The following is a 20929-nucleotide window of genomic DNA, read 5'->3' as shown; positions in this document are numbered from 1 at the left end:
ACAATTGATGTTTCATAGTGTGTACCTTTTCGTTTTGGGATCAACACAGCCAATGACAGCTTTCACAAATGATCGGCCGTAGACGTCATGGCTGTCTGTTCCCGTTAGAGAGATGTGATGCCATCGGACGCAGTTGAGTTTGACGGCCGCCGTGCTCGGTCGGTCTGGGCCCGCCCGTGAGTTCGCCGATCGCCATCCGGCCGTTCCGGTCCGCGGACGTAGCCGTGCTGTTCGCCCTGTTCCGGGATACAGTTCACCGGGTAAACGCTCGCGACTACACGCCGGAGCAACTTCGAGCGTGGGCGCCGCCCGAGATGAACGCCGCCCGTTGGGCGACACTGGCCGACCGGTTTGCAGTCGTGGCGGAAGCGGAGGGGCAGATCGTCGGCTTCGCCGACCTGGAACCGAACGGGCACGTCGATCGGTTCTTCGTCCACGCCGACCACCAGCGGCGCGGGGTCGGAGCGGCCCTGATGGGCGTGCTTATCGAAGAGGCCGTTCGCGCCAGGATCGGGCGTCTGTTCGCCGAGGTCAGCGTCACCGCCCGGCCGTTCTTCGAGCGGCACGAGTTTGTCACGCAGGCCGAACAACAGGTAATCATCCACGGCATAGCACTCGCCAACTACCGCATGGAACGTATCCTGGCCGCCCCGGTTAGAACCTCTTCCGGTTGAGCCGCCGGTTTTTGCGGATCCCGCGTCGATCTGTGAAATCCGGCAAAGCCCTCGACGCGCACAGCCCGGCGGCCGATACTTTCCCTTCGCTCACAACTCCGCCGTGAGGGATCACCGTGTCCGAGAACGCACCACTACCGCCCGAAGCGGTCGTCACCCAGATGATCTTCGGCAAATGGGTCGCGATGGCCTTGTCCGTCGCCGCCAAGTTGCGGCTGGCCGACGCCCTCGCCGCCGGGCCGCGGGCCGTCGCCGATCTGGCCGCCGAGACGAACACCCACGCCCCGAGCCTATACCGCCTACTGCGGGCGCTCGCCAGCGCCGGGGTGTTCGCCGAGGACGCGGACGGGCGGTTCCGCCAAACGCCGCTGTCCGCGGTGTTGCGGACTGGCGTGCCGGGGTCGATGCGGGCCGTCGCCGACTACTGCGGGGCCGACTGGAGTTGGCGGCCGTGGGGGCAACTGATGGAAACCGTCCGCACCGGCGCGACCGCGTTCGACGCCGTGTTCGGCGAGCCGGTGTTCGATCACCTCGCCAAACGCCCGGCCGAGTCGGCAGTGTTCAACGAGGGGATGACCGGGTTCTCCACGCAGGCAGCCCCGGCCGTTGCCGCCTCTTACGACTTCTCGCCGTTCGGCACGATCGTGGACGTGGGCGGCGGGCACGGCCACTTACTCTGCACGATCCTGGCGAGACGTCACAGCCCGCGGGGCGTCGTGTTCGACGCCCCGCACGTCGCCGCAGGGGCGGGGCCGGCGATCGCCGCGGCCGGCCTGAGCGGCCGGTGCCGGGCCGAGGGCGGCGACTTCTTCGCGGCCGTGCCGGCCGGGGACGCTTACGTTCTCAAGCACATCATCCACGACTGGCCGGACGATAAGGCCGCGACAATCCTGCGGAACTGCCGGGCCACAGCGAACGCTGGCGCGAAGCTCGTGCTGGTAGAGATCGTCATTCCGCCGGGCAACGACCCGTCGCCGGGGAAGTGGCTCGACCTGGAGATGCTGGCGATCGCCAGCGGGAAGGAGCGGACGGAGAAGGAATACGCCGCCCTCCTCACCGCGGCCGGGTGGCGGCTGGCGCGGGTCGTGTCGACGGGCGCGCCGGTGTCTGTGATCGAGGGCGTTGTCGCGTAAAACCGTTTGGTAGCAATCTGGGGGTAGAGAGAATCCCCTGTTCGATGGCAGAGGGTGTGGGATGAGGGCGTATTTAGCGAGGATGTTTCGCTACACGGCCTGGTCCGACCAGCGGGTGCTGGAGGCCCTCCGCGGGACGCCCGCCGCCCACGCCGAGGCCCTGCCGTTGCTGGCCCACGTGCTCGCCGCCGAGCACGTATGGTTGGCCCGGCTGGAGAAGCGAGAGCCGCGCCACTCGGTCTGGCCGGCCCTGAGTCTGGGCGAGTGCGAGGCCCTGGCGGCCGAGAACGAGGCCGGCTACCGGACCTTCGTCGGACGGCTCAGCGAAGGCCCGCCGACCGGGGCGGTCCGGTACCGCACCAGCCAGGGGCAGGAGTTCGTCACACCGGTCCTGGACATCCTCACGCAGGTCGTCACCCACGGGCCGTATCACCGCGGACAGATCGCCAAGGTCCTCGGTCGAGCTGGCGGGTCGGCAGTCAGCACGGAGTTCATCACTTTCGCGAGGGAGGCCGAGCCGCACGAGGACCGGCACGTCGAGCCAAGTCCTACACCGGACCCCACCGCCAGTTGACCGCTTGCTGTGCCTGCAACGTCATGCCATTTCGCCCTTGTACACGATTGGCCGCGGCCACGAGACGAACTTCTGGACAGAGTCGAAGGCTCGCGATTGAGTATTGCCTTGGCGTGTAGGCGAACGAGGCCGCGGACAAGCTCGTGCAGGTGGTACATGTGGACGGGACGCTCGTTCGCGCCGCTTTGCCTTGTCGCCCGACCGGGACCGTTCCGCGCTGCGGCCCATCTACCTTTCTCCCACGGGCGAGTGAGGGCTACTCAGGCTCTGCGACTTACCCTTCGGGCGTGCCGGTACTTACCTGGATTAAAGGGCGGTGTACTGCTTCCGGAGGGCTTCACCCTGCGTAGGCTTGACCATCGCCACGTACGCGATCATACCCTCGACCCAGCCGCGGAAGTTCGGGTGGCCGGTCCGGTTCTGGGCGTCCAGGCCCTCGTGCTTCGCGCGATGCAGGATAGCCCGTACCCGCCGCACCACGTCCCGCGGCACGGCCGGGGCGGCATTCACGACCAGCCCCGTCACCGCCTGCCGGCTCTCGGGCCGCTGCACGCGAGTCTTCTTCGCGTTCAGGGCGAAGCCCTCGGCCGCGGCCATGTGCCGGACGCGGGCCAGCAGGTACCCGACCTGTTCGCGGTGGCCCGGCGGGGCGGAGAAGGTCAGGTCGTCGGCGTACCGGGTGTACGCCCAGTCCAGCTTCTTCGCCAACCCAGCCAGCCGCCGGTCCAGCCGGCGGGCGATCTGGTTCGACACCGCGGGGCTGGTGCACGCGCCTTGTGGCAAAGACCGCGGGCCGATCGCTACGAAGTAGGTCTGCTTGTCGTAGACGACCCGCTTCCGCGAGCACTCGGTGCCCAGCAGCGCGAGCAGGGTGGCCACCGCCCCCGAGTAGCCGAGGCGGCGGAATAGGTGCCGCACGCGGGGGAATCGCACGGCGGGGAAAAAGCCTTCAAGGTCGACGTTGACTACGACATCGCGGCCGGCGTGCGGGAGGGCGTTCGTCACGGTCGAGCGGCCGGGGACGAAACCGTGGGCGGGCTCTTCGGTCGGCAACTTTGCCAGGACGTTGGCGAGCACCCACTCCTGGGCGGCGGCCAGCTTCGCGTGCGGGGCGGCGAGCGTCCGCGTGCCGCCGGCTTTCTTCGGCACCTCGAACTGCACGTAGTGCGGCCGCGTGGCGACCTCCGTATGGAAGCACAGCCACCGCAACTGCGGGATCGCCAGGCCGAGAGCCGCCGCTAGGTCGGACGGCGTGTGCAAGACCGGCAGCCCGGCGGCCTTGAGCCGTTCCGCGTCGCTAGAGCGGTCGTTCATCATGGCCGAGACATCGCGGCCGACGAAGATAATGTCGGTGGCCCGACGGACCGCGACTGCGTCCGCCCGGGTCTGTTTGAAGGCTGCGGCCGCGGCCTTTTTCTGGGCCTTGATCGCGACCCGAGCCGCCCGGTCCGCCTCGACGGCTTGGTCGGCGGTCTGCCCGGCTTTGATCGTGATCTGCCGGAACCGGTCGGCGTGCTTCGCGTGCTCGTCGCCGACGCGGTGCATCTCGGCCAGTTCGTCCGGCGTGAGTAGGCCCTGCGTGACCATGCCGCGGTCGATGAGCAGCGTCCGCGGGTCGCTCGTCGGCGGGATCAGGTCGCGGCGGCCGAAGAACATCCACCCCGTCGTACGGCGGACTTCCTCGCCTTGCTTCAACAGGTCGTCGCGGGTGATCGGCAGGAAACTCGGTGCGGCCGGTGGCGGCGCGACGGCAATTGGCCCCGGTGGGGGAGCGGCCGGCGGTTCGGCGACTGGCATGGGCGGGACCGGGACGAACGTCTCCGCGACCGGTTCCGCCGGAATGGGCGACGGCGACGGCGGCGGCGATTCCGATGGGACCGGCTTGAAGAGCTTCGGCAGGAAATCCCAGAACCCCATGACCGCTCCCGCGAGAACTCATAGGCCGCCGCGCAGTGACCGGAACCATTGCTCGACCGTGCCCACCGGCCGCTCGCCGAACGCCGCCCGGCGAAGGGCCTGCATGTGGCGACACGGGCCGGCCCGCAACTTGAACCGGAAGTAGTGGGAACAACTGCACTGGCCGCGGATGATCTTGTCGTCGGCGTCCAGCAGGGCTTCCACGTCCTTGCCGTCTGCCTGCCCGACGAGCGACCGCAGACCGGCGACGGTGTCGTCGCGCTTCACTTTTGCCCCACCGCGGGCCACGATCTCGCGAGCGGCCGCGGCCTCCGGGCTGTCGAATCGCACCTGTTTGAGCGACGCCTCGACCGGCAGGATTTGCCGCCAGCGGTAGACGCCGCCGGCCAGGTCGTTGACCAGTTGGCCGAGCAGGGCGAAGCGGTTCAGCCCGGCCGCGACGAGGGCGGGCGTGGCCCCGGTCCGCTGCTGCACCTGGGCGAACGTCCGCGTCGGCGACTCGCGGAACGCCGTGGCGACGTCACCGAGCAGGTCCTCACTCGGCTCGACCGGCGGGGCCAGGTCGGCCAGCGCCCCGCCGCCGCTCGTCCAGTCGTTGGCCGTCCATCCGGACAGGCCGAGGAGGAACCGCATCCCGCCGAGGCGGACGCTCCAGAAGCTCGGAAGACCGGTCCCCATCAGGAACACGTCGGCCCCGTCGGCGATCGACAGTAGGCGGGCGAGCGTCAGCAGGCGGTCCCGGCCCCAGACGCGGATCGTCTCCGACTTATCACCGGCGTAGGGGTGATCGTGCAAGGTGATGCGGGCCTCCCACGGCTCGATCACGAGTTCGACCGGCGACCCGGGGTTCAACTCGAACCGCACGGACCGCGGACTCTTCCGGGCACGGTGTTTCTTCAAGTAGGCCAGCAGGTTGTACAACCCCTCACGGCTGACCGTCACCTTCCGCATCGGCAGACTCATGGCCGCCTGCAACTGCATGAACCCGCGGAGCCACGCCGGCGGTAGGTCGATCTTCTCCTCGCGGAAGTCGGCCGACCCCTCGGTGGCGACCTCAAACCCGGACGGGTCGATCGCGAACTCTGTGCGACGGTACGTCCGCAGCCGTTGGAACTCCTCGTACAGCGGCAGCGAGTAATCGACGTTCGTGGTACCGAGTGCTGTGCCCTGGCTCTCCTCGAAGGCGTCACGGTCGGCCGTCAGGCAGCCGTAGCTCGACTCGTCCTTGCTAAAGCACTCGAAGAACAACACGTCCGGCGCGACGGTGATGACCGGATCGCACGGCACCAGGATGCGGAACAGAGCTGGGTCGTTCTGGGCCAGGTAGTTCGAATACTTCTGTCGTGCTCCCCAATACTTGGCCCGCAGGCCGTCGAACTGCCGCTCCAGGTCCGGCGACAGCGGTTCCTCGGGGCGGTCGAGCAACTCCTTGCGGGCAGTCTGGAAGGCGAGTTGCCGGATCGACGCCTCGCGGGCCTGTACCCGCTTCAGGTACGCCTGGTACGCCGAGCGGTCCTTCGGCTTGAACTTCAGGTCGCTGACGACGACGGCGTGCAAGGCACTGACGGCCTCGCGGAAGCGGAGCGGGTCTTTGAGGTTGCCGACGAATGACACCCGATCCCGCCGCAGGTTGGGGGCGAACGCCAGCGACAGGTTCTCGCCGCGACTGCGGACGCCGCTGCGGCCGAGGTAGGCTTGCGCGAAGTTCATCGGCGGTCCTTGTGGATCATTGGAAGCGGCCGCCGCGGGCTGACGCCGGCCTCGACTTCAACGCACGACCGAAGGCGTTCACCAAGCCGTCCGGACCCCTGGGTTGGGCGGAACGGCGTTGGCTCAGGCAGCCCAACCCAGGGGTCCGGACGGCCCAAGAGCAACGACTTCGGGAACGAACGGGACAGAAACCTCTCGCCCCGACGGAACATCGGAGCATCAGCGGTCTCGATTCCGAACGCCGGCCGCGACGGCACGCTTCCAACGGTTCGTCGAGAGGGGTCGTCGCGGAAGCCGGCCGGGCCGACTTCAACGCACGACCGAAGGCGTTCACCCAGCTGGCCACGGAGGCCTTGTGGGCTGAACTCGTTGCCTCAGCTGGCCCGCAAGGCCTCCGTGGCCAGCCCAAGAGCAACGACTTCGGGAACGAACGGCACAGAAACCTCTCGCCCTGACGGAACATCAGAGCATCAGCGGTCTCGGCCCGACCGACTCCCGCGACAACCCCTCTCGTGATTCACACGGTCAACTCCGGAAACTGCCGGCGGATCAGCGGCAGCAGTTCCGGCCTCGTTTCCCCCAGGGCGACCACGCCGGTCAGCCCGGCTCGGAATTCCGGCCCTCGGAGCGACCGCACCGCGACGGCCAGCAGCGGCAACAGGCTCGCCACCTGACCGGGATCGTCAATCATTTGGCGGACCACCTGAGCCACGACGCCCGGCTTCTGCCGTCCGCCCCGGTGCACCGCGAGCAGAATCGTGGCCCACAACTGCCGGACCGTCGCCGGGTTCGCCCCGCCGGCGATCGACGTCAACTGGTCGCCGAGGCGTTGTCGGACGTCGTCGTAGGGTGATTCCATCAGCTTGTGCCAAACGTCGGGGTCGTCCTTCGTCGGCGAGTCGAGCAGCCAGGCCCACCCCGCCCGCCGCACGTCAGCGTGCTTGCTGTCGAGAAAGTCGAGGACGGCGGCCGCTTCGGACAGACTCCCGCCGAGCAGGCCGCGGAGCCACGCCGTGAGATCCGGCCGCACGGCGGGGCACTCGGCCTGTGCGAGCGTCAACAGTTGCGGCACGTCGTCCGCGGCGTAGGCCCGCGCCTTCAGCAGCGTCAGCCCCAGCACGGCCACGGGCCGCGACCGGTAGGCCGCCAGTCTGATCGCGTCGTCACGACCGACACGGGCCGGGTCGAGTCGCCGGACTAGCAGGTCCGAGAGCCGAGTGAGTTTTTCGAGATCGTCGCCGTCCAGCCGCCGCAGCCACTCCGAAACCGGCAGCACGGACAGATCCGGGGCAGCCTCCAGCAAGTCGAAGCCGAGGGCGGCCACGTCCGGGTCCGCGTGGTCGGCCAGCCGCAGGAGCGTGCCTACGGGCCGCTGTCGCAGCCACTCGTCGCACTTCGTCCGCAACAGCCAGACAGCGAACAGCCGCACGGTGCGACAGTTCGCGTCCGTCAGCAGATCGAAGACCCACTCCGGTTTCGCCGCCCAAGCGGTTTCCAGCCGCGGGGCGAACGCGAGGTCGGCCAACCCCTTGCCCGGCACGAACTCCCATCCGCGGGCCGGACGAACGAGGGCCGGGCAGTTGTGAAACAGGGCGTGCGTCAGCCCCCAGTTGTCGAGCAGGTGCAGGTCGGAGTCCACGTCCGCGTCGCGGTAACGCGCGAGGAAGACTGCGACCGCCCGCACGTACCGCAGCGGGTCGGTCTTGCCGAGGCGGCGGAAGTACCGCCACGCCCGCCGCCGCAGATACCGCCGCGTCGGCAGCGAAAAGAGGACGTGCCGGCGTTCCAGCCGCTCGCGAAACCAATCACCGGGCTTCTCGACTCGCTTCCGCTGGGCAGCGGCCAGCCGAGGCATCGCGGTGTTCGGCGTCACCACGACCTCAACGGGCTTACTGGCGTAAGCGAACGTCCGGTTGCCCGCGTAGGTCTGGATCGAGACGTTGCGAAACCCCTCTGCCTCCCACGCCCGCACCGCGCCCTCGGCGGCGGCCCGAGTCGGGAAGTTCTCGTACTTGGTCCGTTGGATTTGTTTGCGGAGACGCCGGATCGAGCGGTCGAACGCGACGAGGAACGCCCCGACCAGTTCGTCGTCCCCCGCGGTCTCGGCCAGTTTGAACAACCGCTTGACCAGCGGCTCGTGCCGGTAGCAGTTGAGCGGCTGGCCCAGGTAGTCGAACAGCGCCTGCCGGGCGACGGGTCGCTTGTCCGCGAACCAGCGGGCGGCAAACGCCCCGAGTTGTTCCGGGGCATGGACCCGCCGCAATTCGGAACCGAACGCCGCGTCACCGCGGGTGAATAGTTCCTCGACGAGTGCCCACGAACCTGCGGCCATCGGTCACCGGGGATTGAAGTGGAGTGAGCATACGCCGGGCGAGTTCGGATCGCAAGCAGAGTAGCGGGATTCGGACGCTTGGCCCGAGACCGGGCAGACCAGCGGTTGATCCAGCACGCGGCCACGGGCCTAGGCGAGGACCGGCAGCAGCGGCCGAGAAGATGGAGGAACGAATCGCAGAGGCGCTCGGAACTGTGGTGGCTACGGTGGGGTAACGTAGTGAACATCCCGCGACGCAAGAAGGCCGCCATCTTGTCGGCTATCATTTTTGAATAGGACGCCCTTCCGTCGCGGCTTATAGCCCGATCGCTGATTGAGGCGGTTGCGCCGGACCCGATTCGGACACCTTCCCGTCTGAATCGTGTTGTCCGACGGGCGGCCCGACGGTTACCTTTGCATACTGGACATTCGTACCGAACGGGCTGGCGTGATGGACGTTCGCCGGAAGCTGGAAATCCTCGCCGACGCGGCCAAGTACGACGCCTCGTGCGCCAGCAGCGGCAGCACGGGGACCCGCCGCGACGCCCGCCTCGGCTCGACCGAGGGCATGGGCATTTGCCACAGCTACACGCCCGACGGGCGGTGCGTTTCGTTGCTCAAAATCCTCCTCACCAACTACTGCCTGTACGACTGCCGGTTCTGCGTCAACCGCGCGTCGAGCGACACCCCGCGGGCGCGGTTCACCGTCGCCGAGGTGGTGAACCTCACCGTCGAGTTCTACCGCCGTAACTACATCGAAGGCTTGTTCCTCAGCTCCGGCATCATCCAGAGCGTCCACTACACGATGGAGCAACTCGTCGCCGTGGCGAAAAGCCTGCGGGTCGATCACGGCTTCGGCGGGTACGTCCACCTGAAACTGATCCCCGGCGCGGCCCCAGAACTGATCGCGGAGGCCGGGCGGTGGGCCGACCGCCTGAGCGCGAACATCGAACTGCCGACGACGCAGGATTTGCAACAACTCGCCCCGGAGAAGAAGCGGCCAGAGATCGTTGGCACGATGGACGCCGTCGCCGAGAAGATCGACGAGCGGGCCGCGGACCGGAAGGCCGGGCTCGCCGCACCGAACTTCGCCCCGGCCGGGCAGAGTACGCAGATGGTCGTCGGCGCGACACCGACGCCGGACGGCACCATCCTCGGCACGGCCGACGACCTGTACCGGCGGCAGAAGCTCCGGCGGGTCTACTACTCAGCGTACAGCCCGACGCCGCACGCCGATGCCCGCCTGCCGGGCCTCAGCCCGCCACTGTTGCGCGAGCACCGTCTGTACCAGGCCGACTGGCTCCTCCGCTTCTACGGCTTCCGGGTCGGCGAAGTCATCGCCACGGACGCGAACCTCGCCCTCGACGTCGACCCCAAGCTCGCCTGGGCGCTGGCCCACCGCGACTGGTTCCCCATCGACGTGAACACGGCCTGCCGCGAACTGCTCTTGCGCGTCCCGGGTCTGGGCGTGCGAAATGTGAACCGCATCCTCGCCATCCGTCGGCATCACGCGCTGACGACCGACGACCTGCGGAAGCTCCGCGTGAACTGGAAGAGCGCCGCCCCGTTCGTCGTGACCGGCGACCACAACCCCGGCTTGCGCCTGCTCGACACGGTCGGCCTGAAGAAAGCCGTGCAGCCGACGCTCTTCGACGGGATCGACCCCTCATGATTGTTACCGCCGCGAACTTCGACGAGTGGCGGACGGCTTGCCGCGGCCTGTTGGCGAGCGAGGTGCCGCCGTCCGCTGTCCATTTCACCGACGGCACCGAAGCCAGTCTGTTCGCCGGCGAGGGAATCCCGCCCGCGACCTCATCGAAATACTGCGTGCCACCGCCGTTCCTGGCGCTGGCGGAAAAAGTTGCCTGCCATCGCGAGCCGCAACGGTGGGCACGCCTGTACCGCGCGCTCTGGCGGCTAACACACGGAGAGCCGCACCTCCTGGATTTGGCCACCGACGACGATGTTCACTGGCTGGCCCGGGCCGAGAAGGCGGTCCGCCGCGACGCCCACAAGATGAAGGCCTTCGTCCGCTTCCGCCGTGTCGGCGAGCACTTCGTCGCCTGGCATCGACCCGATCACCGCATCGTGCGGCTGACCGCCTCGTTCTTCGCCCGCCGCTTCCCGGAGATGCACTGGTCGATCCTCACGCCCGACGAGTCGGTGACGTGGGACGGAGACCAACTACACTTCGGCCCCGGCGTGCCGGCAAAGGACGCCCCGCCGCCGGACGTGCTCGAAGGGCTGTGGAAGACCTACTACCGGGCGACGTTCAACCCGGCCCGCATCAAGTTGAAGATGATGAAGAAGGAACTGCCCGTCCGCCACTGGCCGACGCTACCGGAAACGGCCATCATCGCCGACTTGCTCGCCGAGGCCCCCGTCCGCGTGGCGGAGATGGTCGCGCACGCCGAAGGCCCGGCGCGGTCGGCCGCCGCGTTTCTCCCGCCCCACCGCGATCTGGCCAGCTTGCGAGAGGCCGCGACAGGTTGCACCGCGTGCGACCTGTGCGGCCCGGCCACGCAGACCGTCTTCGGCGAGGGCAAGGCCGACGCCCGGATCGTGCTCGTCGGCGAGCAACCGGGGGACCAGGAAGACCGCGAGGGGCGACCGTTTCTCGGCCCGGCAGGCGAGGTGCTGAACGCCGCGATGCACGCCGCCGGCCTCGACCGCGGGGCGGTGTACGTGACGAACGCCGTGAAGCACTTCAAGTTCTCAATGAGTGGCCTGTTCCGCCAGCACCGCACCGCCGACGTCCGCGAAGTCAACGCCTGCCAACCATGGCTGGCCGCGGAACTCGACCTGATCCGGCCGGCCGTCGTCGTCTGCCTCGGGGCGACCGCGACCCAGGCCGTGCTCGGCCGCCCGTTCCGTTTCGCCGACCGCCGCGGGGAAGTCGTGCCGCTGGAATCGCACGCACGGGCCATCGCGACCTACCACCCCGCCGCGGTCCTCCGGGCACCCACGCCCGAACGGGCAGCCGAGATGCGGGCCGACCTGATCCGCCATCTGGCGGTCGCGAGGGGACTGGCCGGCTGACGGCAGACACGACCGCCAGCGAAAGCGTGTCGGCATCCCGTGAATCCGGTCGCGGTTTGCGTCACGCGGCTGGTACCGAGTAGAGCAGTCGAGGGTACCAGGACATGCAACTGCTGCGGAAACTCGGCTTCAAGAAGCAGTTGGTTGGCGCGATCCAGAAGAGTTATCCACCGAGTTTGTGTAACCGCGTGGTGTAGAACCCACCGATTTCTCAACCCGATGACGGTTCGTGGCCGGACTTTCTCCACGAACCGTCATGACCAACTTGCTACCGCATGATGTCCCGCACGACGGTGCCGGCGACGTCGGTGAGGCGGAAGTCGCGGCCGGCGTAGTTGTACGTCAGCTTCTCGTGGTCGAGGCCGAGCAGGGCGAGCAGGGTGGCGTGCAGGTCGTTCGTGTGCATCCGGCCCTCGACGGCCTGGATCCCGAACTCGTCCGTCGCCCCGTACGTGACGCCCGGCTTCACCCCCGCCCCGGTCAGGAACATCGGGTACCCGGTGATGTTGTGGTCCCGCCCGTCCGCCCCCTGCGTCGTCGGCTGCCGGCCGAACTCGCTGCCGAACAGCACGAGCGTGTCCTCCAACAGCCCCCGCTGCTCCAGGTCGGTCAGCAGGGCGGCCGTCGGCTGGTCGACCGACTCGCACCGGTTGAGGAGGCCCTTGTGCAGGTTGTTGTGGTGGTCCCACCCGGGCTGGCAGATCTCCACGAACCGCACGCCGGCCTCGCTCAGCCGGCGGGCCATCAGGCACTGGCGGGCGAACGACCCGGCCGCCCCGTCCTTGATGCCGTAAGCGTCCTTCACCGCCTGCGGCTCCTTCGAGAGGTCGAGCAACTCCGGCACCTTGCCCTGCATCTTGAACCCGAGCTCGTAGCTCTCGATCACGCCGTCGAGTTGGTCCGGGGCCCCGGCCGTCGCCCCGAGGTCGCGGTTCATCGCCTGGATCAAGTCGAGCTGCTTCCGCTGGAGCGAACCCGCGGTCGCGGACCGCAGGTTCGGCAGGCGGCCCTGGTCGTCGATCCGCGTGCCCTGGAAGTGGGCCGGCAGGAACGCGCTGCCGTAGTTGACGGCCCCGCCGAAGTTCGGCGTTGGGTTGATCGTCACGTACCCGGGCAGGTCCTGGTTCTCCGTGCCGAGGCCGTACATCAGCCACGCGCCCAGGCTCGGCCGGGTGAGGGCGGCGTTCGCACTCCCGGTGTGCAGTTGCACGACCGCCTGCGGGTGGGCCGGCGTGTCCGTGTGCAGGCCGCGGAGCCACGTCAGCTTGTCCGCGTGCTTGGCGATGTTCGGCATCAGTTCCGAGAACCACGACCCGGTCTGGCCGTGCTGGCTGAACTTGAACTTCGACGCCGTCAGGGTGCCGCCGCCGGGGCCAGCCTTGCCGCCGTTCTTCTGGAGTTCCGGCTTGTACTCGAACGTGTCCATCTGGGACACGGCCCCCTGCAGGAAGACGAAGATGATCTTCTTCGCCCGCGGTTGGAAGTGCGGCGACTTCGGGGCGAGCGGCTTCGCGGCCGTGACCTTCTCGGCGGCCCTCGCCTGCTGGCCGAGCAGCCCGGCGAGGGCGACCATGCCGAACCCGGCCCCGGCGTGCTTGAGGGCCTGCCGGCGGCTGGGGGCGAACGGAAACTGAGACATAACGGAACCTCGGTCGTGTGTGTTGGGTTTGGTCGGGTGGTGTTCGAGGGATCGGGCGAGCGGGGGCGTCAGCCCCCGGATTCCGGTCATTGCGATTCGAGAATCCGGGGGCTGACGCCCCCCGCTCGCCTAGCGGACGTACCGGAACTCGCCGCTCCCGTAGAGGGCCTGTGCGAAGGCCAGCCACGCGGCCGTCCTCGCGTCCTTCGGGTGGACGGCGTCCTCGACGACCTCCTCGCCCGTCTGGTCGGCCTGGTCGGGGTCGGCCAGTTCCTCGGCCGTCTTCGGCTTCGCCGCCGCCTTCGGCTTCTCGGCCTTCGCGGCCGGGTGCTGGCGGTAGCCGGACTCGTACTCGGCGACGAACGCGCGAGCCCGGTCCACTTCCTGAGCAGTTGCCGCCCGGCCGAGCGTCAGGCGGTAGGCGACCTGCACGCGGTCGGCGTCCGCGGCGTCCTTGTCCTTCAGCACCCGCTCGGCCAGGGTCAGCGACTGCTTGCGGACGAACGTCGAGTTCAACAGGAACAACGCCTGGCCGGGCACGGTCGTCGTGTCCCGGCGGCCGGTGACGAGCGTCTGCTCGACCGGGTCGAACGCTTCGAGGGCGTGCGGCGTGACGCCCCGCAACAGCGGCAGGTACACGCTGCGGGCCGTGCTCGCGTCGGCCGCCTTGTGGACGTTCGCGGCCTCCGGCCCGTTGTCCCGCATCTCGACCATCTTCAGTTCCTTCGCCGCCGACCCGGCGGCCCGCTGGCCGTCGAGGACGCCGGCCGTCGCGAGGAGCGAGTCGCGGAACTCCTCGGCGTCGAGCCGCCGCGGGGCGTGCCGCCAGACGAGGCGGTTCGCCGGGTCGAGCGTGCGGTGGGCCTCCGTGCCCTCGCCGCCGAGTTGGTACGCCCGCGTCAGGACGAGCGTGCGGACGAGCTTCTTCGTGCTCCACCCGTCGCGGACGAACCGCCCGGCCAGGTGGTCGAGCAACTCGGGGTTCGACGGCACGTCGCCGGTGACGCCGAAGTTGTCGACGGTCGACACGAGGCCGGTGCCGAACAGGTGCTGCCAGACGCGGTTGACGGCCACCCGCGAGGCGAGCGGGTTCTTCGGGCTGGTCAGCCATTGGGCCAGTTCCAACCGCCCGCTCTGCTTCGGGTTGACGGCCGCCGCGCCGGGCACGGCGAACGCCGTGAGGTAGCCGCGGGGGACGGTCGGGCCGAGCTTCTCGGCCTCCCCGCGGACGCGGATCTCGGTGTCGGCGATCGCCTTCGCGTCGCGGACGCCGTGGGCCGCCAGGCCGCGCTGGGCCGGGTCGGTCAGGGCGTTCAGCTCGCCCTGGAGCCGCTCGTACTTCACGCGGAACGGGCGTTGCGTCGGCTGGCCGTTCGGGCCGGGCTTCAGGCCCTCGGGCGTGCCCCGGATGCCGTCCCACGCCTTCTTCGCCTCGGCCACCGCGGCCGTCAGCTTCGCCACCTGCTCGGGCGGGGCCGTCGGCAGGTCGCCGCTCAGCTTCACGAGCATGTCGGGGACGTAGTACGCCAGACCCGCGCCGCCCATCTGGTTCCGCACGCCGGCCGCGTTGTCGGTGCTCGTGAAGATGCCGGCGAGGGCGTAGTAGTCGGCCTGCGGGACGGGGTCGAACTTGTGGTCGTGGCACCGGGCGCAACTGACGGTCAACCCGAGGACGGACCGGGTGACGGCGTCGATCTGCTCGTCCACGTTGTCCATGACGAACCGGACCTTGAACCGCTGGTTCACGTCCTTCACGCCGAGGGCGAGGAACCCGGTCGCGATCTTCTGCCGGTTGGCCTCCTCGTCGTTCGTCGATGGCAGCAGGTCGCCGGCGACCTGCTCGCGAATGAACCGGTCGTACGGGACGTCGGCGTTCACGCTGTCGATGACGTAGTCGCGGTACTTCCAGGCGTGCGGGTACGGGATGTTCCGGCTCGGGCCGGTCGACTCGCCGTACCGGGCCACGTCCAGCCAGTGCCGGCCCCACCGCTCGCCGAACTGCGAACTTGCGAGGAGGCGGTCCACGACCGTCGCGAAGGCGTTCGCGGACGAGTCCTTCACGAAGGCGTCGACGTCGGCCGGCGTCGGCGGCAGGCCGGTCAGGTCGAACGTGATCCGGCGGATGAGCGTGACCTTGTCCGCGTCGGCGACCGGCTTGAGGCTCTGCGCCTCGAGTTTCGCGAGCAGGAAGCGGTCGACGTCGTCCTTCGCCCAGGCCGCGTCCTTCACTGCGGGAGCCTTCGGCTCCTGGAGCGGCTGCCACGCCCAGTGGTCCTTCCGCAGTTCCTCGTACTTCTCCTTCGGCTTGCCGAACGATGCCGGCAGCTTGACCGCCGGCCACACGGCCCCGTCGGCGATCCACGCCGTCAGGTCCGCGACCTGCTCGGCCGTCAGGGCCTCGGTGTCCTGGGGCATCCGCCGCTTGCCGTCCTTCAGCGACACGCGGCGAATCAGCAAGCTCTCGGCCGGCTTGCCCGGCACGACGGCCGCCCCGGCGTTCCCGCCGGTGAGGAGGCCGTTGCGGTCGTCGACCCGCAACCCGCCGGCCGGCTTCGTGTCGGCCGAGTGGCAGGCGTAGCACTGGCCGACCAGGATCGGCCGGACCTTCTTCTCGAAGAACGCGACCTTGCCCGCGTCGGGTTCGCCCGCCCGCCCGGCGGCCGCCGTCGTGACGACGACCAGCAACGCCAGGGCGGATCGGGAACGGCGGCTCGACATGCTGAGAATCCTCGAAGTCAGTTTTGATTCGGAAGAATGGGGAACACGCGACCGAACCCAGTCCCGTCCACCGCGCCTCCCCGGCACAGCGGACCGCAGGTTTCGCCCTTTGCAACGACGGCCGTCGTCTCTCCACTGAGGCCGCCGTCCGGGGCCGGGTCGGCCGCGCGGGTCGCGATTATTTCGCCGCCACGGTCAGCGGCACGGTGCCGTCACCGGGCACGGTCAGCGAAAGGCCGGACGACTCGAACTTCAGGAACCGCGGGGCGACCGTCTTCGCCGCCTTCCGCCGCTGCTCGCGGTCGTCGTCTGCGAGGATAATCCGGACCTGATAGTTCCCTTCCTGCACGCCCCGGCGGATCTTGCCGGCGTGGAGGGTTTCCAGCTCCACGGTCCCGTCCGGGGTGATCGTGCCGGACGACCGCAAGAGCGGGTTGTTCGGCACCGCCACGTCGAGTGTACTGCCGGTCAGGTCCGCGACGTTGCCGCCGTCGACCGTCAGCCGCACCGTCACCGCCTGGAACTTCGGCCCGCTTGGACCACAGCCGCCCAGGGCCACAGCCCCGGTCAAGCAAGCGACCATCCATACTCGTCGCGTCATCACGGTTCCACTCCTGGTGAAGGTCGGCGGCTCAGTAGTCGTTGGTGATGGTCAGGCCGTCGTTGCGGACGCTCAGGCGACCGAGGGTGTCGAGGTCGGTGGTCGTCCGCACGGCCTTCACGCTGCCGTCCGCGAACACAAACTGGCAGACGCCACTGTGCGGGCCGCCGAACGCCGTGTTAGCCAGGGCCGTGGTCTGCGCCTCCGGCGGCATGAGCGGCCGCACGTTCGCGGGCGTCGCGCTCTCGATGCCGGCCATCCGCCGCACCGAGTTCGTCTGGCCGCCGAACAGGCTGCGGTCCTCGTTCTTGCCGCGCATCGATTGCGGGCGGATGTGCTTCTCGCCGAACATGAACGTGTTCGACGTGCCGTCCGTGATGCTCAACAGGGTCAACTGGCCCTTCATCCGGTTCGGCTTCAATTTGTTCGGGGTGACGGTCGTGTCCACGCTGTTGGCCATGTCGGCGGTCGGGATGATGACACCCAGAGAGGCCGACCCGCTGGCGGCCGTGCCGAAGCTGGCCGCGTAGTCGGTCAGCCCGCCACCGGCCGGGACGAAGTCCCCGGTGCTGAGGACAGGAGACGGACGGGCCGGGCACAGGAAAACCGAGAGTTGCTGCTGGTAAGCAGCGGGCGTCTGAACGGACGCCGGCAGACTCAAATCCCAGAGCTTGTACACACTGTCCTGCTCGACGTACGGCAGCAGCAGCACGCCCCACGTCGCCCACCCGTCGGGGTCGAGACTGTTGCCGCCGAGCCACGACGGGACGAGGTAGGTGTTCGCGTCGTGGTAGCCGTGCGACGCGAGGCCGATCTGTTTGAGGTTGTTACTGCACTTAATCCGGGCGGCCGCGTCACGGACCTTTTGTACGGCCGGCAACAGGAGCCCGATGAGGATGGCGATGATCGCAATGACCACCAGCAATTCGATGAGGGTGAAGGCCGACCGACGAATGTTCCGGATCACAGTTTGCTCCACTTCGAGAGCCGAAGATAGACCACAGGTATGGTCAAAACTAGCAGCCCACTCGATATCGTACTAAGATGACAATTTAGATGACTTATTTCAAGCAATGTGGAGTGCTATTGCCCTAGCGAAGTGGCTACTTCGTTAAATTGACACGTTAAGTGATGATTTAAATTTTGATATAAATTTTTGTCAATGAAAATGTTACGTCGAATTCATCACGAGGACATTGCATGTGTCAAGAGTATGCGACACCTGACAGAGTAGAATCGAAAAAAATGACAATCAAAATAGTAAACTTTAGGATGAGAAATGAAATGGATCAGTCGAAAGACCAAGTGGTGCCACTGAATAAAAGTCCGAACGGAATCCAACTTCGTCTGGTGGATACATTGCTCGATTGGTTCACGAAGCTCAATGCAGGGCGTCTTCCAAGTCGTCCCGCAGGTCGGCGACGTCCTCGATGCCGACGCTCAGGCGGATGAGGCCGTCGTCCACGCCGCGGGCCTCGCGGACGGCCTTCGGGATGCTCGCGTGGGTCATCGTGGCCGGGTGGTTGACCAGCGACTCGACGCCGTCCAAGCTCTCGGCCAAGCTGAACAACTTCGTGCGGGTGAGGAACTGTCGGGCGGCGGCGGCCCCGCCGTGCAGTTGCAGCGAGATCATGCCGCCGAACGCCTTCATCTGCCGGGCCGCGACGGCGTGGCCGGGGTGGGTCGGCAGACCGGGGTAGTACACCTTCGCGACTTGCGGTTGTTGCGTCAGCCAGGCGGCCAACTCAGCGGCGTTCGCGCAGTGGCGGTCCATCCGCACGGCCAGCGTCTTGATCCCCCGCAGCGTCAGGTAGCAGTCGAACGGCCCCGGCACCGCCCCGGCCGCGTTCTGGTAGAACTGGATCGGGTCGAGCAACTCCTGGCGGCCGATCACCGCCCCGCCGATCACGTCCGAGTGCCCGCCGAGGTACTTCGTCGTGCTGTGGACGACGACGTCGGCCCGAGGGCGAGCGGTTGCTGCAGGTACGGCGAGGCGAACGTGTTGTCCACGACGAACACCGCCCCGGCCGTCTTCGCCACGGCCGCGATGGCGGCGACGTCGAGGATTTGCAACAGCGGGTTCGTCGGCGTCTCGATCCAGACCATCTTCGTCTTCGGCCCGACGAGTTCGGCGAACCCGGCGGCGGACGAATCGTCGGTGTACTTCGCGGTGATGCCCCACGGCTTGAACACCCGCTCCAGCAGGCGGAACGTGCCGCCGTACAGGTCGGCGTTCGCGACCACCTCGTCGCCCGGCTTGAGTAACGCCTGAAAGACGGCCGTGGTGGCCGCCAGCCCGGACGCGAACGCCAGCCCGCGGTCGCCGCCTTCGAGGGCCGCCAGGCAGGCTTCAAGGGCGGCCCGCGTCGGGTTGCCACTGCGGGCGTACTCGTACCCCTTGTGCTCGCCGGGGGCGGCCTGGGTGAAAGTCGAACTCACCGAGATCGGCACGACCGTCGCCCCGGTCGTGGGGTCGGCGGGCTGGCCGGCGTGAATGGCGCGGGTGCTGAACCCGTGTGCTTGCTCGGAACTCACGGGGTCACCTCAGCCGCGGTCTTCGCGGGCGTCCAGTAGTCGATCAGGTCGATGCGGGTGACGATGCCCAGGACCTCGCCGTCGCTCGTCGCCAGCACGCCGGTGTTGCCGGACAACAGCAGCCGGTACGCCTCGTCGATGTGGGTGCTCACGTCGAGTTGCGGCAGCGGCCGGGCCATGATCTCGCCGACCGTCACCGCGGCCGGGTCGCGGTGGTCGTGGAGGATGCGGGCGAGGGTCACTTCCTGCACGCTGCCGACCGGCTTGCCGCCGTCCAGCACGGGCAGTTGCGAGATGCCGGCGGTGCTCAGGATGTCGATGGCCTCGGCCGCCGTCGCGTCCGGGCCGATCGTGAACAGCGGCCGCTCGCCGCGGCTGTGCAGCAGGTCGCCAACCGTGTGCCGGGCCTCGGGCAGCCACTCTAGGCCGTTGGCGGCCAGCCAGGCGTCGTCGTACACCTTGCTCAGGTAGTTGCGGCCGGTGTCGGGGCACAGCACCACGACGAGATCGCTCGCGGTCAGCCGGCGGGCGTACCGCAGGGCGGCGGCCAGGGCCGTGCCGCACGACCCGCCGACGAGGATGCCTTCTCGGCGGGCGACTTCGCGGGCCGTGTGGAAGCTCTCGGCGTCGCCGACGCGAACCCAGTCGTCGACGAGCTGACTGTTGAAGGTCTTCGGCACGAAGTCCTCGCCGATGCCCTCGACCTTCCACCCGTGCGGGGCTCCGCCGGACAGGATCGACCCTTCCGGGTCGGCCCCGATCATCTTCACGTCCGGGTTCCGCTCCTTCAGGTACTTGCCGACGCCGGACAGCGTGCCGCCGGTGCCGACGCCGCCGACCACGTGCGTCACCCGGCCGTCGGTCTGCTCCCAGATCTCCGGGCCGGTCGTGCGGTAGTGGATTTCGGGGTTCGACAGGTTCGTGAACTGGTTCGGCCGCCACGCGCCGGGGATCTCGCGGGCCAACCGGTCGGCCACGCCGTTGTAGCTGTCCGGGTGGTCCGGCGGCACGTTCGTCGCGGTGATGACGACCTCGGCCCCGTAAGCCTTCAAGAGGCTGACCTTCTCGGCACTCATCTTGTCGGGCAGGACGAAGATGCACCGGTACCCCTTGACGGCGGCGGCCATCGCCAGGCCGACGCCGGTGTTGCCGGCCGTGGCCTCGATGATGGTGCCGCCCGGCCGCAGCCGGCCGGCCTTCTCGGCGTCGGCGATCATGGCGACGGCGACCCGGTCCTTCGTACTGCCGCCGGGGTTCATCGCCTCCACCTTGGCGGCGATGGTCGGGGCCAGCCCGGCGGTCACCCGGTGGAGCTTCACCAGAGGGGTGCGGCCGACGGCGTGCAGAATGGTGTCCAGCATGGCTTTTCCCGCTCCTCGGGGCGAGGCGTGTCTCCTACATCGACCGCCGCGAACAGTCGCCTGGACATTTTATCGCCGCCCCGGTCAGCGGGTCAGCAGGCCGGCGTCGAGGACGAACTGCGACCCGGTCACGAAGCGGGCCGCGTCGGACGCCAGGAACACGACCGCGTTCGCCACGTCGTCGGCCTCGACCCACGGCACCGGCAGCAGGTTGCCGGCCGAGCGCTCGGCGATCTCCAGCGGCGTCAGCCCTTCCATCGCCGCCAGGCCGTCCTGCATCGGCGTGTTCACGCCGGTCGGGTGGATCGACACCACGCGGACGTTGTGCGGGGCGAGTTCGATCGCCCACGACTTCGTCAGGCCGACGAGTCCCCACTTCGAGGCGACGTAGTGGCTCAGCCGGTTCGCCCCGCGGAGGCCGAGGACGGACGAGTTGTTGATGATGACGCCGGCCTTCCGCGCGATCAGGTGCGGAATGACCCGCCGGGCGACCAGGAACGCACCCTTTTGATCGCCACAAACGCCAGAAATTGTCGCCCGGTCACTGACAGTACACGGTTCACAATTACCAGAGCGATTGTGAACCGTGTGCCAATACCTTGGCCTCGCCCGTAGCACGTTTCCCGCCTGGATGCAAGCCGGCAAGCGATTCCCGTCGGATCGAAGGGGGATCGCAATCGATTGCGGTGGCCCCGACGACGTTGCAGGCCCCGGCAT

The 20929-nt window shown here is 68.3% G+C and carries 13 protein-coding genes and 2 pseudogenes; 5 read left to right on the top strand and 10 right to left on the bottom strand.

Going from position 1 to position 20929, the window contains the following annotated elements:
* Positions 1 to 176: 176 nt before the first annotated feature.
* The 3 genes from PX52LOC_RS20095 (at position 177) to PX52LOC_RS20085 (ending at position 2381) form a co-directional block, all read left to right on the top strand.
* Positions 177 to 674, top strand: coding sequence for a GNAT family N-acetyltransferase (locus PX52LOC_RS20095; protein ID WP_390635255.1), 498 nt, complete (start codon positions 177 to 179; stop codon positions 672 to 674).
* 116 nt (positions 675 to 790) lie between these two features.
* Positions 791 to 1807 (top strand): acetylserotonin O-methyltransferase, encoded by a 1017-nt coding sequence (locus PX52LOC_RS20090; protein ID WP_246173420.1) that lies wholly within the window; start codon positions 791 to 793, stop codon positions 1805 to 1807.
* A gap of 82 nt (positions 1808 to 1889) precedes the next feature.
* Complete coding sequence (locus PX52LOC_RS20085) at positions 1890 to 2381, top strand: DinB family protein (protein ID WP_168219105.1); 492 nt, start codon at positions 1890 to 1892, stop codon at positions 2379 to 2381.
* 306 nt (positions 2382 to 2687) lie between these two features.
* Here the strand turns inward: PX52LOC_RS20085 and PX52LOC_RS20080 are convergent, their stop codons facing one another.
* The 3 genes from PX52LOC_RS20080 to PX52LOC_RS20070 form a co-directional block, all read right to left on the bottom strand.
* Positions 2688 to 4298, bottom strand: coding sequence for a reverse transcriptase family protein (locus PX52LOC_RS20080; RefSeq protein ID WP_168219104.1), 1611 nt, complete (start codon positions 4296 to 4298; stop codon positions 2688 to 2690).
* Between the two features lie 18 nt (positions 4299 to 4316).
* On the bottom strand, positions 4317 to 6008 hold the full coding sequence (locus tag PX52LOC_RS20075; RefSeq protein WP_149111766.1) for a hypothetical protein: 1692 nt from the start codon (positions 6006 to 6008) through the stop codon (positions 4317 to 4319).
* A gap of 517 nt (positions 6009 to 6525) precedes the next feature.
* A complete protein-coding gene (locus tag PX52LOC_RS20070) occupies positions 6526 to 8340 on the bottom strand; it encodes a hypothetical protein (protein ID WP_149111765.1) in 1815 nt (604 codons plus the stop codon).
* Between the two features lie 430 nt (positions 8341 to 8770).
* Here PX52LOC_RS20070 and PX52LOC_RS20065 point away from each other — a divergent pair, with 430 nt between their 5' ends.
* Positions 8771 to 9991 carry a putative DNA modification/repair radical SAM protein gene (locus PX52LOC_RS20065; protein WP_149115559.1) on the top strand — a complete coding sequence of 407 codons (1221 nt, stop codon included), beginning with the start codon at positions 8771 to 8773 and terminating at the stop codon, positions 9989 to 9991.
* On the top strand, positions 9988 to 11358 hold the full coding sequence (locus PX52LOC_RS20060; protein WP_149111764.1) for a UdgX family uracil-DNA binding protein: 1371 nt from the start codon (positions 9988 to 9990) through the stop codon (positions 11356 to 11358). Before PX52LOC_RS20065 ends, PX52LOC_RS20060 begins: the two co-directional genes overlap by 4 nt.
* 268 nt (positions 11359 to 11626) lie before the next feature.
* On the opposite strand, the gene PX52LOC_RS20055 is transcribed toward PX52LOC_RS20060, so the two are convergent.
* The 7 genes and pseudogenes from PX52LOC_RS20055 to PX52LOC_RS20025 all read right to left on the bottom strand — a co-directional run.
* Positions 11627 to 12997, bottom strand: a complete 1371-nt coding sequence (locus PX52LOC_RS20055; RefSeq protein WP_149111763.1) for a DUF1501 domain-containing protein — start codon at positions 12995 to 12997, stop codon at positions 11627 to 11629.
* A gap of 129 nt (positions 12998 to 13126) precedes the next feature.
* Complete coding sequence (locus tag PX52LOC_RS20050; RefSeq protein WP_149111762.1) at positions 13127 to 15715, bottom strand: PSD1 and planctomycete cytochrome C domain-containing protein; 2589 nt, start codon at positions 15713 to 15715, stop codon at positions 13127 to 13129.
* Positions 15716 to 15893: 178 nt separating this feature from the next.
* The gene (locus tag PX52LOC_RS20045) at positions 15894 to 16316 is read right to left on the bottom strand and encodes a hypothetical protein (RefSeq protein ID WP_149111761.1); all 423 of its coding nucleotides are present in this window, start codon (positions 16314 to 16316) and stop codon (positions 15894 to 15896) included.
* 31 nt (positions 16317 to 16347) lie between these two features.
* Positions 16348 to 17283: a DUF1559 domain-containing protein gene (locus PX52LOC_RS20040; RefSeq protein ID WP_246173419.1), complete on the bottom strand. Its 936-nt coding sequence runs from the start codon at positions 17281 to 17283 to the stop codon at positions 16348 to 16350.
* 414 nt (positions 17284 to 17697) lie between these two features.
* Positions 17698 to 18851 (bottom strand): annotated as a pseudogene (locus tag PX52LOC_RS20035) (cystathionine gamma-synthase).
* Positions 18848 to 20212 (bottom strand): cystathionine beta-synthase, encoded by a 1365-nt coding sequence (locus tag PX52LOC_RS20030; RefSeq protein WP_149111760.1) that lies wholly within the window; start codon positions 20210 to 20212, stop codon positions 18848 to 18850. The pseudogene PX52LOC_RS20035 and the gene PX52LOC_RS20030 overlap by 4 nt, the downstream one beginning before the upstream one ends.
* Before the next feature lie 84 nt (positions 20213 to 20296).
* Positions 20297 to 20719: pseudogene (locus PX52LOC_RS20025) on the bottom strand (SDR family oxidoreductase); the annotation flags it as partial.
* Positions 20720 to 20929: the final 210 nt, after the last annotated feature.

Source organism: Limnoglobus roseus, assembly GCF_008254045.1.
GTDB lineage: Bacteria > Planctomycetota > Planctomycetia > Gemmatales > Gemmataceae > Limnoglobus > Limnoglobus roseus.
Note: the sequence above shows the minus strand (reverse complement) of the source record. Positions and strands in the feature narration are given on the sequence as shown.

Excerpts from the sequence above, each read along its gene's own strand:
- PX52LOC_RS20085 (WP_168219105.1), top strand. The coding sequence starts at position 1,890 with ATGTTTCGCTACACGGCCTGGTCCGACCAGCGGGTGCTGGAGGCCCTC.
- PX52LOC_RS20080 (WP_168219104.1), bottom strand. The coding sequence starts at position 4,298 with ATGGGGTTCTGGGATTTCCTGCCGAAGCTCTTCAAGCCGGTCCCATCG.
- PX52LOC_RS20075 (WP_149111766.1), bottom strand. The coding sequence starts at position 6,008 with ATGAACTTCGCGCAAGCCTACCTCGGCCGCAGCGGCGTCCGCAGTCGC.
- PX52LOC_RS20070 (WP_149111765.1), bottom strand. The coding sequence starts at position 8,340 with ATGGCCGCAGGTTCGTGGGCACTCGTCGAGGAACTATTCACCCGCGGT.
- PX52LOC_RS20065 (WP_149115559.1), top strand. The coding sequence starts at position 8,771 with ATGGACGTTCGCCGGAAGCTGGAAATCCTCGCCGACGCGGCCAAGTAC.
- PX52LOC_RS20060 (WP_149111764.1), top strand. The coding sequence starts at position 9,988 with ATGATTGTTACCGCCGCGAACTTCGACGAGTGGCGGACGGCTTGCCGC.
- PX52LOC_RS20055 (WP_149111763.1), bottom strand. The coding sequence starts at position 12,997 with ATGTCTCAGTTTCCGTTCGCCCCCAGCCGCCGGCAGGCCCTCAAGCAC.
- PX52LOC_RS20050 (WP_149111762.1), bottom strand. The coding sequence starts at position 15,715 with ATGTCGAGCCGCCGTTCCCGATCCGCCCTGGCGTTGCTGGTCGTCGTC.
- PX52LOC_RS20045 (WP_149111761.1), bottom strand. The coding sequence starts at position 16,316 with ATGACGCGACGAGTATGGATGGTCGCTTGCTTGACCGGGGCTGTGGCC.
- PX52LOC_RS20030 (WP_149111760.1), bottom strand. The coding sequence starts at position 20,212 with ATGCTGGACACCATTCTGCACGCCGTCGGCCGCACCCCTCTGGTGAAG.